The organism is Pseudomonas sp. MONT-RG-20F-20-E-7-02, assembly GCF_022662395.1.
GTDB lineage: Bacteria > Pseudomonadota > Gammaproteobacteria > Pseudomonadales > Pseudomonadaceae > Aquipseudomonas.
The window spans coordinates 457,709-469,813 of record NZ_JAKNQN010000002.1; the positions used below are offsets into that span (position 1 = coordinate 457,709).

At 56.7% G+C, this 12,105-nt stretch carries 10 protein-coding genes; 7 read left to right on the plus strand and 3 right to left on the minus strand.

Annotated features, from left to right (window positions below):
- Positions 1-258 precede the first annotated feature (258 nt).
- The gene (locus L8I05_RS07300; protein WP_015885383.1) at positions 259-1,164 is read right to left on the minus strand and encodes a LysR family transcriptional regulator; all 906 of its coding nucleotides are present in this window, start codon (positions 1,162-1,164) and stop codon (positions 259-261) included.
- 89 nt (positions 1,165-1,253) lie between these two features.
- Between L8I05_RS07300 and L8I05_RS07305 the strand changes: the two genes are divergently transcribed.
- The 3 genes from L8I05_RS07305 (at position 1,254) to choX (ending at position 4,197) form a co-directional block, all read left to right on the plus strand.
- The gene (locus tag L8I05_RS07305; RefSeq protein WP_043205756.1) at positions 1,254-2,369 is read left to right on the plus strand and encodes a TauD/TfdA family dioxygenase; all 1,116 of its coding nucleotides are present in this window, start codon (positions 1,254-1,256) and stop codon (positions 2,367-2,369) included.
- A gap of 24 nt (positions 2,370-2,393) precedes the next feature.
- Positions 2,394-3,002 carry an HD domain-containing protein gene (locus tag L8I05_RS07310; protein ID WP_241089453.1) on the plus strand — a complete coding sequence of 203 codons (609 nt, stop codon included), beginning with the start codon at positions 2,394-2,396 and terminating at the stop codon, positions 3,000-3,002.
- 259 nt (positions 3,003-3,261) lie between these two features.
- Positions 3,262-4,197, plus strand: a complete 936-nt coding sequence (choX, locus tag L8I05_RS07315; RefSeq protein WP_242167875.1) for a choline ABC transporter substrate-binding protein — start codon at positions 3,262-3,264, stop codon at positions 4,195-4,197.
- 115 nt (positions 4,198-4,312) lie between these two features.
- Here the strand turns inward: choX and L8I05_RS07320 are convergent, their stop codons facing one another.
- The gene (locus tag L8I05_RS07320; RefSeq protein ID WP_242167877.1) at positions 4,313-5,224 is read right to left on the minus strand and encodes a LysR substrate-binding domain-containing protein; all 912 of its coding nucleotides are present in this window, start codon (positions 5,222-5,224) and stop codon (positions 4,313-4,315) included.
- 108 nt (positions 5,225-5,332) lie between these two features.
- Between L8I05_RS07320 and L8I05_RS07325 the strand changes: the two genes are divergently transcribed.
- Positions 5,333-6,412 carry a tartrate dehydrogenase gene (locus tag L8I05_RS07325; protein WP_242167879.1) on the plus strand — a complete coding sequence of 360 codons (1,080 nt, stop codon included), beginning with the start codon at positions 5,333-5,335 and terminating at the stop codon, positions 6,410-6,412.
- 62 nt (positions 6,413-6,474) lie between these two features.
- Here L8I05_RS07325 and L8I05_RS07330 read toward each other — a convergent pair whose 3' ends face one another.
- Positions 6,475-7,428, minus strand: a complete 954-nt coding sequence (locus L8I05_RS07330) for a LysR substrate-binding domain-containing protein (RefSeq protein WP_242167881.1) — start codon at positions 7,426-7,428, stop codon at positions 6,475-6,477.
- Between L8I05_RS07330 and L8I05_RS07335 the strand changes: the two genes are divergently transcribed.
- From L8I05_RS07335 to L8I05_RS07345, 3 genes are all read left to right on the plus strand, one after another.
- Positions 7,418-8,938, plus strand: coding sequence for an MFS transporter (locus L8I05_RS07335; RefSeq protein WP_242167883.1), 1,521 nt, complete (start codon positions 7,418-7,420; stop codon positions 8,936-8,938). The genes L8I05_RS07330 and L8I05_RS07335 overlap by 11 nt on opposite strands.
- Before the next feature lie 77 nt (positions 8,939-9,015).
- Positions 9,016-10,557, plus strand: a complete 1,542-nt coding sequence (locus L8I05_RS07340) for an altronate dehydratase family protein (protein ID WP_242167884.1) — start codon at positions 9,016-9,018, stop codon at positions 10,555-10,557.
- A 35-nt stretch (positions 10,558-10,592) separates the two neighbouring features.
- A complete protein-coding gene (locus L8I05_RS07345) occupies positions 10,593-12,074 on the plus strand; it encodes an NAD-dependent succinate-semialdehyde dehydrogenase (protein ID WP_242167886.1) in 1,482 nt (493 codons plus the stop codon).
- The last annotated feature ends 31 nt before the right edge of the window (positions 12,075-12,105 follow it).

Sequence of the window (12,105 nt, forward strand, 5' to 3'; positions counted from 1 at the left end):
AAAACGGTGTGGATTTCCTGAGGTAATTAGTCTGTTTGACTGACGACGCGCGCGACGTCGTTTTTTCTACGTTAGAAAAAGATCAGTCAACTTGTAGTGGTCCAATGAAACCGGACACCCATTTAGGCGAAAATGCTCGCCAGATAGACGCGTCTGGTCCCTGGCGGGATCGGCATCGAGTTAATCTAATACCTCGCCAGCACGATTTTCAGCAGCGGAAACGGATTTGGCGGACATTCAACGGCGCAGGCTTCAAGGTCAGCTAGCCGCAATCAGCCACTGAAGGACATCCCTAACCAGAAGTGTCTCGTGATAGTTCGATCTCACAATGTAACCCCGGTGAGGCCGGTCTACTGAAGGCCCGAGAGCGATCAATTTGCCCGCCTTGATCTGCTCTTCGATCAGCCCAGCCCAGCCCAAGGCGATACCTTGACCCTCCTGCGCAGCGGTCAGCAGCAACGGATAGTTATTGAAGCAAAAAACTGGCGCTTCCTCTGGCGGAGTGATCTTCGCGTGCAGGCACCAGTGATGCCAATCCAGCCACCGGGAGTCATCGCTGTCCTTATGAAGCAGCGGTAGATCCTCGATACTGCTTATTTTCGTACCTTCCATTAGCCCCAGTTTTTCAGCCAGATCTGGACTGCACACTGGGAATACCGTCTCGGGAATCAGTAGCTTTTCAAATCGGAAGTCACCGTCGAGGGATCCAAACTGAATGGCGATATCGGCATCTTGAAGCATCGGATCATCGTCAAGGTTTACTGGGCGAATCTTGAATTGGATCTGGGGGAACTGGCCCTGGAGCGCAGGCAATTTCGGCATAAGCCAGAAATAGCAGAATCCAAAATTCGCAGCGATCGAGAGGGTAGGTTTCTGTTTGTTGAAATGGCGACGCATGCGCTTGACCGCTGCCTTAATTTCACTCACCGGGGAGGCTAGGCCTGAATAAATCTGCTGACCCTCATAGGTGGGTCGCAACAGCTTACCGTTACGTTCGAAGAGTACACACCCAAGCGACTCCTCCAAGGTGCGAATCCGCTGAGAAATCGCCGGTTGAGTAGTGCCCAATTCAACCGCTGCGGCCGTCATCGAACCCAAGCGGATTGTGGCCTCAAAGGCGACCAAAGATTTAAGTGGCGGGAGGTCCTGTTCGCTCGGCTCCATAACGTTTATGCATACCTCTAATAAGGGGATTGCGGGTGTTTATCCCCTGAGCACGTAAGGATACTGAGACCACCTATTTGGAGGTTCTCATGGTACAGGTCACTTTTGAAATCAAGCAACAACCGGCATCCGTGATCGCACAGTTGCCAGGGGAAACCATTGTGCTAGCGCCTCTGTGGTTGCGGGAGCGCTGCCAGGACGCTGTCAGTCTTGATGTCACTACTCAGCAAAGACTGTTCAACCCGCATAACCTTCCTGACGGCATCACTCTGGTTGAAGCAGAGGCCAAAGGCGTAGATCAGGCATGGCTGTCATTCAGTGATGGTTATGCGGGGCTGTATGACCTCACGGAGTTTCGTGCCGACTTCGATCCGTTGGATGGCCTGCCAACGCCCATCAGTTGGAAGAGCAACATTGACACCCAACTCATCTACATCGACTTCAACCGACTGACCGACTTCGATTATCGATTGGAGGCATTCAGCAAGTTTTTGACCTATGGGGTTGTCGTTATCCAGAACGTGCCTACCGAAGCCGAGTCAGTTCTGGATGTAGGCAGAATCTTTGGCCAGGTGCGCGAAACCAATTTCGGCAAGTACTTCGAGGTGTACTCCCGGCCGAACTCCAATGACCTGGCCTATCGCTCAATTCACCTCGATCCTCATACCGATAACCCTTATCGCGACCCGATGCCTGGCATCCAGCTCTTGCACTGCCTGATCAACGAAACATCGGGGGGGCTCTCTACACTCGTTGACAGTCTCGCGGTCGCAGAGCAGCTCAAATTGGAAGATCCCGAAGGCTTCGAACTGCTGGCCAACGTGCCTGTGCGTTACCGCCACGTCGATAACGACGTTGAGCTGATTGAGCGGCGGCCAATCATCATGACCGACGCGCTGGGCCGAATGACAGGTGTCAGCTATAGCCCACGCCTCGACTATCTACCGTTGCTGAATGAACACGACATGGCCGTATTCCACCGTGCACGTCGTCGCATGGGCGAGCTCTTTGTGGATCCGGCATTTGAGCGACGTTTCAAGCTGGAGAAGGGCGAGCTGCAAATGTTCAACAACACACGTGTCCTCCATGGCCGGACGAGCTTTGATACCAATGAAGGTCGCCGTCATCTGCAAGGTTGCTACATGGATATGGATGGCCCCAAAGGCATCTACAAAGCCATGAAAAGAAGCTTGAAAGCTCAATAAGATTCGAAAGCCTGAGGACTGATGATGGAAACCGTAGCTTTTACCCAGATGAAAGACGGCACCAAAGCCGAATATGAAATGCTGACCCAGCTGGAAACTGATTTCGCAAAGGAGCTTCCTGACCGGCTCCTTAAATGCCTGCGGGATCTGGAACACTCTCTGAGCGGTTACAAGGTGAGCAGGCTCGCTCATTCGCTTCAGACCGCCTGTAGAGCTGAGGACGCTGGTGCAGATGAGGAGATGGTGGTTGCAGCGCTGATCCATGATCTAGGCGACGAGCTCGCCCCCTACAACCACTCCCAGTATGCAGCATCCATCCTTCGCCCTTATGTTCGTCCAGAGGTGACCTGGGTCATCAATTATCACGGCCTTTTCCAGAACTACTACTACGTTCACTTCTTCGGCGGTGATCGTAATGAGCGGGATCTGTACAAGGATCACCCTTACTACGAGAGTTGTGTGCGCTTCTGTGAGGAATGGGACCAATCATCCTTTGACCCTGATTACCCTACTCGCCCTTTGGAGCACTTCGAGCCTATGGTTCGGAGGATTTTCACTCGGCCAGCATTCGATCAAAAGTACGTTGGTGACCAGACTATGGGCCGCAGCGCGCTCGACCAACCTGTGGCCTAGGCATTTTACTGACGGTTCAAATTTGCGTAATAGCGGCAGCGTGCTGCCGCTATTACGTTCCTATCCAGGTGGATCCCTCCCTACTGATCCATAAGAAAACCGCATGCTCCTCATAATAGAAACGCGGTTATGCCGTACTGGCGATTGGCCGATAATCGAAGCGGGAAAGGCGCAATTCATAAGCGTCAGCCACGTGCAAATTTGAGTCTGCCATCCAGATACGTCAAACAGAGTTAGTGCAACTCTAGAGGGGAGTCGGATGAACAAGTTTTACAAAACCGTGATCGCAGTAACCTTGGCATCTCAAAGCGTGTTGGTTATGGCTCAAGAACCCAGTAGTTGCCGAGTCATCAAGACCGCGAACGTGGGGTGGCTTGATGGTATATCGACAAACGCATTAACTCAGGTGGTGGCCGAAGGTCTGGGGTACAAATTTGAGGACAATATGCTTTCACTGCCAATCGTTCTGAAGTCTATTAGCGATGGCAAGTTGGATACGTTCATTAACTACTGGTCGCCCTCTCAAGATCCTCTGGTCACCCCGCTTAAGGATTCTTTGTCCGTTCTACCGGCCCCTAACCTCACAGGTGCAAAATACACACTCGCAGTTCCAAAATTTCTGGCCGATGAGGGGTTGAAGGATTTCAAGGACATCGAGAAATTTAAAGATCAGCTCGGAGGCCGCATTTACGGCATCCAGCCTGGTAGCGGCGGAAACACGTTGGTGCAGAAGATCATCAAGGACAACTCGTATGGTTTGAAGGATTTCAAACTGGTCGAGTCTGGTGAAGCAGGCATGATCCAAGAGGTAGGTCGCTCGATTCAACGCAAGAAGCCCATTGTGTTCCTGGCGTGGGCGCCTCACCCAATGAACGTGAACATGGACATCGTGTATCTAACGGGTGGTGATGATTCCTTCGGTCACGATTTCGGCGCAGCAACGGTCAAAACCATCACATCCAAAGACTATGTCGAGCGCTGCGGTAACGTTGGCAAGTTGTACAGCAATCTGAAATTCACGGTCGACATGGAGAGCAGCATCATGAACTCCCTCGACAAAAAAGAGCCCGCATTGAGTGCGGCGAAAAAATGGCTGGCCGCTCATCCTGAGACTCTGGATAGCTGGCTGGCTGGTGTGACTACCGTCGACGGTAAAGACGCGAAAGCAGCAGTATTAGCAAACATCTCCAAGTAAAGAAAAGCCGCTTCAGTGAAGCGGCTTTTTTTCGGCAGTCTACCGCGCCAACCAATATGGCCCTGACCCAGGCCACCTGTAAGCGTCCTTGGGGACGGGCCGCACCTGTCGTCGCTCACTTGAGGGCCGCGAACGGCAAACGCTCAGCCAACGCCTGCGCAAGGTAACGGGCGAAGACCGAGATGCGCTGGGGGATATGCCGCCGGTGCTGATACACCGCAAAAATGTCAGCCTTCGGTGCCTGGTGATCGGTCAGTACTGCCTGCAGGCGACCACTTTCAAGATGTTGCTGAACATTCCAGCGCGACCGCAGGATCAATCCATGCCCGTCCAGCGCCAGGCTCAGCGCAACCTCGCCATCATTACTCGACAGCGTCCCGCTGACCTTGTGTGAGTAATCCTGGCCATCCTTGCTGAAGCGCCAGATCGCATAGTCGCTGCCGAACTGTCGCAGAACAATGCAGTTATGCTGCGCCAACTGCGCCACACGCGTCAGTTCAGGCATCGCTTCAAGGTATGCCCCAGAGGCGCTGAGAATGCGTGGGTTCTCCAGCAGACGAATGCCGACCAACCGTGAGTCCGGCGGCTCGCCCATGCACACGCCAATATCGAATTGATCGTCCAGCATGCTCAGTGGCTGGCTGGTCAGCTCCAGAGAAATCTCAAGTTCCGGGTGCAGCCGAGCGAAGCTCGATACCACCGGTGCGAGATGCTGCCGCCCGAAACCGAGCGTGCCATTGATCCGCAACCGGCCGTGCAAGGTCGGCTGACGGCTGCCGAGCGCGCTCTCCAGTTCCTCAAGCTGGCGCAGAATCGGACGACTGCCCTCCAGGTACAGCACCCCTTCTGGGGTCAGCGACAATCGGCGTGTGGTGCGCTGTAACAACTGCACCCCGAGCCTGGCCTCCAGTTGGCTGAGCCGTTTGCTCACGGCAGGCAGCGACAGCCCCAGATGGCGTGCCACTTCCGTAAGGCTGGCGCGCGTAGCCACCTGCTGAAAGAAACTCAGGTCATCGATCATGCTCATGGATTCTTTCCTAAAAACTAAGAATGGATTTACATCAAGACTAATTATTAATCCATACACACTGCATACACTGAGATCCATGCGCCAATCAACCCAGGAGTCGAATCCATGAGCAGAACCCAGTACAAAATTGCAGTGATCCCCGGCGACGGCATTGGCAAGGAGGTGATGCCCGAAGGCGTGCGTGTGCTCGACGCTGTGGCTGCAAGGTTCAACCTGGAACTGCAATGGGACTGGTTCGACTTCGCCAGCGCCGATTACTACCTGGCTCACGGCAAGATGATGCCCGACGACTGGTTCGACACCCTCAAGGGCTACGATGCGATCTACTTCGGTGCCGTGGGCTGGCCGGACGTGGTGCCTGACCATATTTCCCTGTGGGATTCACTGCTGCAGTTCCGTCGTGAGTTCGACCAGTACGTCAATCTGCGCCCCTGCCGCCTCATGCCCGGCGTGAAGTCCCCACTGGCGGACCGCAAGCCCGGCGACATCGATTTCTGGGTGGTGCGCGAGAACACCGAAGGCGAGTACTCCAGTGTCGGCGGCAAAATGTTCCCCGGAACCGATCGCGAGATCGTACTGCAGGAAACCGTGATGACCCGCGTCGGCGTCGATCGTATCCTCAAGTTCGCCTACAACCTGGCGCAGAGCCGTCCGAAAAAGCACCTGACCTCGGCCACCAAATCCAACGGCATCGCGATCACCATGCCCTACTGGGATGAGCGCGTCGTGGAAATGGGCAAAAAGTATCCCGACGTCAACGTCGACAAGTACCACATCGATATTCTCACTGCGAACTTCGTCCTGCACCCGGACTGGTTCGACGTGGTGGTGGCAAGCAACCTGTTCGGTGACATCCTTTCCGACCTGGGCCCTGCATGCACCGGCACGATAGGCATCGCCCCCTCGGCCAACATCAACCCGGAACGCAACTTCCCGAGTCTGTTCGAGCCGGTGCATGGTTCGGCGCCCGATATCGCCGGAAAAGGCATCGCCAACCCGATCGGGCAAATCTGGTGTGGTGCGATGATGCTCGAACACCTGGGCCATCCCGAAGCCGGAGCCGCGGTGCTGACCGCCATCGAAACCGTGCTTGCGATGGGCCCGCAGAATGCTCCCTTGACCGCCGACATCGGTGGCACCGGCAACACTGAATCGTTGGGCAAGGCCATCGCTGCTGCGGTCTGAAGCCTGGAACAGAGCGTGCAATCCGGATGCGCGTCTGCTCACCACAACCGTCGCCTGTGCATTCACTCAGGCGCGGTCTCGCCTCTGATGTCCCTAGCCTTTTCGTGCAGGGCGTCGATGAGGGTGCCTGCAACGGGAGTTCTCAGCCCGTTACGTAGCAGAATGATGCCCACCGACGGTAATTCGATCGGCACCTCCAGCGGCAAGGCGTGACCCAGGCCCACGGATTCGAGGTAATGCGCGACTTTAGTGGCGACGAAACAGACGCAGCTTCTGTCTCTCATAAACGCCATCATCACCAAAAAGGACGAGGTTTCGATGATGTCAGCGGGTGGTTGCAGTTTGTGCTTGTAGAACATCTGATTCAGCTTGACGCGCGAGGAGGCCCACGCCGGGGGAACGACCCAGGGAAGCGTCGCCAGATGATGCCAAGTGGGTTTGGCCACTGCGGCCAAAGGATGATCGGCGGCGACGACGACTCGCATGGCGTCGGTGTATAACGCCTCCGTTTCAAGGTCCGGAGAACTGTAGCCGGGCTCCAGCCGACCCACGATAAAATCAAGCTCGCCTGTACGTAGCCTCGGCAACAGGCGCGTGAGATCACCCTCCTCGATCGACACCGTCGTGTGTGGCGAGCTGAGCTTAAGGCGGCTGACAGCGCCTGCCAGCAATCCAGGCGTGGCGACGACCATTGCGCCGACACGGATACGGCCGGCTCCGCCGCTGGCGACTGAAGCGATGTCGTCACAGGTACGGTCAAAATCTACCAGCACCGAACGCGCAAATCGGACCACTTGCTCGCCATAGGCGGTGGGCCGGGTACCTCGCGTTGAGCGGATGAATAACTCAAGCCCGAACATCTTTTCGACCTCCGCCAGCGACTTGCTGACTGCCGGCTGGGTCAGCGACAAAAATTCCGCTGACCGCCCCAGATGACGGAATTCATCCAGTGCAACGACGAGCTGCAGATGCTTGAGTTTGAGGTTGGAGCGCAAAACTCTATCAATGTCGCTCACCAGCTTTATCTCCGAAAGAAGACGCCTAGATATCAAAAAGGTTATGAAGTATGTCGGCTTATTCATTGTTCAGCAATGTAGCCGCGAGTCAGTATTGAAGAACAAAAATAATGATCGGAGACTAGCAATGCGCACTCCAATGACCACAAAACCGTTAAATGACGCCGTGGTGAATAAAGGCAAGAAATCCAACGCACGTTGGGTTGTGGCAGCTCTCATGTGGTTTGCCATCGCCATCAACTATATCGATCGCACCGTTCTCTCAGTCGCAGCCCCCGAGCTCATCAAAGAATTCAGCCTGACCCCCGAAATGATGGGTATCGTCTTGTCCGCGTTTTTCTGGTCCTACGCGCTGCTGCAAATCCCTGCTGGCTGGGTAGCGGACAAATTCGGGCAGAAAATGGGGCTTGGGATCGCCGTAGGCTCATGGTCGCTTGCGACGGCAGCGACAGGGCTTGCGACAGGTTTTGCATCCTTGGTGGGCCTGCGAGTGGCACTCGGCGTCGGTGAAGCCGGCGCTTACCCGGCCAACGCCGGGATCGCGTCAAAATGGTTTCCCGACAAGGAGCGGGCCACTATTTCCGGGCTGTTTGACAGTGCCTCGAAGTTCGGCGGTGCCGTGGCGATGCCGCTCATTGTGACATTGATGATGACGTTCGACTGGCGCATGACGTTTGTGATCGTGGGCCTGACCGGCCTGGTCTGGAGCCTGATCTGGTGGTGGTATTTCTCGGACACGCCGGAGAAACACAGAAGCGTCAACGCCGCCGAAGTGGAATACATCCGGGGTGGTCAGACCCAGCAGCACGGTGTCGATACCACGATTGCGATGAAATGGTACGAACTGCTCAAGCACCGCAATATCTGGGCGATGTGCCTGGGCTTCTTCACCATCAACTACATCTCGTACTTCTTCATCACCTGGCTGCCCACGTACCTTGTAAAGGAACAGGGGATGGGCTTGCTTAAGATGGGCATGGTCGCTTCGCTACCGCTGATTTGCGGCCTCTTCGCCGAGATCGCTGCCGGCTGGCTTTCCGACAGGGTGGTGCACAGTGGACGCCTGTCGCTAACCGCCACACGCAAACTGTTTCTGATCGTGGGGCTTTCAATGGCGCTGTGTATCGGCCTGGCTCCATTGACCACGTCGGTCGGGCTCACTGTTCTGCTGCTGTGCATCGCAAAGGCCGGAACCACCGTCGCGGCCTCGCAAGTCTGGGCTCTGCCGGGTGACGTCGCACCGAAGAACATGACGTCCACCGTGGCCGGATTGCAGAACATGGTTGCGAACTTCGGCGGCGTACTGGGGCCGGTGATTACCGGATTTATCGTTGCCTCGACCGGTTCTTTCAAAATGGCTTTGGTCTTCTCGGCGGTGCTCGGAATGCTGGGCATCTTGAACTACGCCCTGCTGCTGAAGAAGGTGGAACCCATCGTGGCGTCCATGCCGACCAAACCTCAGCACGCTCCAGTCCCCTCGCAGGTATTGAATGAACCCTATAGCCGCTGAAGCCTGAAGCGCCGACGCCGGGATGACACCTGCGTTTCAACTTCTCCGACGCCGTAATCTGGATGCCAGGATTTTTTATGACGACTGCCACGCCCCATGCCACTCACAGACTGATCCGCCTGCACACCAATGACAACGTCCTCATCGCTCGCCAATTGATCGGCCTTGGGGACGAGTTGCCTGAACTGGGCGTACGCATCCGGGCGCAAGTGCCCGGCGGGCACAAGATCGCAGCGCAAGACATCATGTCCGGTGAACCCGTGCGCAAGTACGACACGATCATCGGTGTCGCTTCGCGCAATATCCTCAAGGGCGAGCACGTTCACTCCCACAACATCGCACTCATCGATTTTCATCGAGACCCAGGCTTCTGTGAGGATGTGCGCCCGGTGGACTACGTAGCCCCCGATAAGCGCGCGACCTTCATGGGTATCGTGCGAGCAGACGGCCGTGTTGCCACGCGCAACTTCATCGGGCTGCTGTCGTCGGTGAACTGCTCGTCGAGCGTAATCAAGAAAATCGCCGAACACTTCACGCCCGAGCGGCTCGCCGCCTACCCGAATGTCGATGGTGTCGTCGCATTCGCTCAGACAAGCGGGTGCGGCATGTCGTCCCCCAGTCATCATTTCGACGTGCTGCAGCGCACCATTGCCGGGTACGCGCGCCACCCCAATTTGGCAGCCGTACTGATCGTCGGACTGGGTTGCGAGCGAAACCAGGTGGCCAGCCTCGTCGATGCCCAGCACCTGGTGCCCGATCGCAATCTGCGTACATTCGTGATGCAGGATACCGGCGGCACGCGTGCAACCATCGCTCAAGGCATTGCGGCGATCGAAGCGATGCTGCCCGAAGCCAACGCTATCAAGCGTGTCCCGGTCAGTGCGGCGCACCTGAAGATCGGACTGGAATGCGGCGGTTCCGATGGCTTTTCAGGCATCACCGCCAACCCGGCATTGGGGGCTGCGATGGATATTCTCGTGCGTCATGGCGGCACGGCCATTCTGTCTGAGACACCCGAGATCCACGGCGTGGAGTACATGCTTACGCGACGTGCGGTCAGTGCCGAGGTGGGCCAGAAGCTACTGGACCGCCTGGCCTGGTGGGAAGAATACACACGAGGTCAGAATGGGCAGTTCAATGGCGTCGTAGGCCCCGGCAATCAGGCCGGCGGTCTGGCCAATATCTTCGAAAAATCGCTGGGGTCTGCCATGAAAGGCGGCACGACACCGTTGCAGGCGGTGTACGAGTACGCGGAGCCGATTGACAAGGCCGGGTTCGTGTTCATGGATTCACCGGGCTACGACCCTGTCGCGGCAACCGGTCAAATCGCCAGCGGTGCAAACCTCATTTGCTTCACCACGGGAAGGGGCTCGATGTTCGGGAGCAAGCCTGCACCCACGATCAAACTCGCCAGCAATACCCCGATGTTCACCCGCCTGGAAGAAGACATGGACATTAATTGCGGCCTCATTCTTGACGGTGAGTTGTCGGTTGAACAGATGGGTGAACGCATCTTTGAGCACATTCTGCAGGCTGCTTCAGGCGCCTCGACCAAGAGCGAATTGTTGGGGCTTGGGGATCATGAGTTCGTGCCCTGGCACCTGGGCATCGTCAGCTGATCCAACCCATTTGCACACATTTAAGGAACCTCGGCATGAACTTGAAACTGACCCGCACTGACCTGATTCGAACGCAGAATTTCATTGGCGGCCATTGGCGCAACCGAGACCCGGAGGCGATGTTGACTGTCACCAACCCGGCCGACGAAAGCTATATCGCCCAAGTACCCGACAGCAACGGCATTGATGCCCGGGAAGCCGTCGATGCCGCCCATTCGGCTTTTGTCGCTTGGCGAAGCACCCCTGCCAAGCAGCGCGCGCAATTGATCAAACGCTGGAACGATCTGATTCTGGAGCACCAGGAAGATCTGGGCAGGCTCATATCGCTGGAGCAGGGAAAACCGCTGGCAGAGGGACGGGGCGAAGTGGTCTACGCCGCCAGCTATGTCGAGTGGTTTGCCGAGGAAGCGACGCGCTCATATGGCGATGTGATCCCGGCGCCGGTCTCGGGTCGCCGCATGACCGCAATCAAGGAGCCCGTCGGCGTGGTCGCAGCGATCACACCCTGGAATTTTCCGGCAGCGATGATTGCCCGCAAGATCGCACCAGCACTGGCAGCCGGTTGCACCGTCGTCTGCAAGCCCGCCGAAGACACGCCACTGACGTCCCTGGCGCTTGTGCGCCTGGCTGAAGAAGCAGGCTTTCCGGCAGGCACACTGAACATCGTCACCGCTTCGCGGGCGCGTACACCCGAAGTGGTAGACGCTTGGCTGGCTGATTCACGGGTGCGCAAGATCACTTTTACAGGGTCGACGCCAGTGGGCAAGCACCTGGCCCGAATGTCAGCCGACACCTTGAAGAAGTGTTCGCTCGAACTGGGCGGTAATGCCCCATTCATTGTTTTTGATGATGCGGACCTCGACGCTGCCGTGGACGGCCTTATGGTCTCCAAGTTTCGTAATGGTGGCCAGACCTGCGTGTGCCCCAATCGGATCTATGTGCAAAGCGCTGTGCACGATCAATTCGTTCAAAAGCTGGTGGCAAGAGTCAGCGCGCTGAAGGTTGGGCCAGCCTCCCACAGCGACTCTCAGATTGGTCCGATGATCAACGCGCGCGCCATCGACAAGATCGCCCGCCACGTGGATGACGCTGTTTCAAAAGGCGCAGAAATCGCCACCGGCGGTCGACGTATCCGCGACGCTGTCGCGGACGGTCCGAACTACTACGCGCCTACCGTGTTGATCAATGCGACCTCGCACATGAAACTCTGCCATGAAGAGACATTCGGCCCCGTGGCCCCCATTTTCCGCTTCACGACTGAAGCACAAGTGATCGAACTGGCCAACGACACGCCATTCGGGTTGGCGGCCTACTTTTACACCCAGGACGTCAAACGCGTCTGGCGCGTAGCTGAGGCGCTGGAGTCGGGCATCGTGGGCATCAACGAAGGTGCGCTCACCGCAGAGGCCGCCCCGTTTGGCGGGGTCAAAGAATCGGGGTATGGCCGTGAAGGTTCACGCTACGGCCTGGAGGACTACATGCACATCAAATACCTGTGTCAGGGCGGCCTGAACTAGTTCCGACAACTATTACAGAGGAGTACAGGCA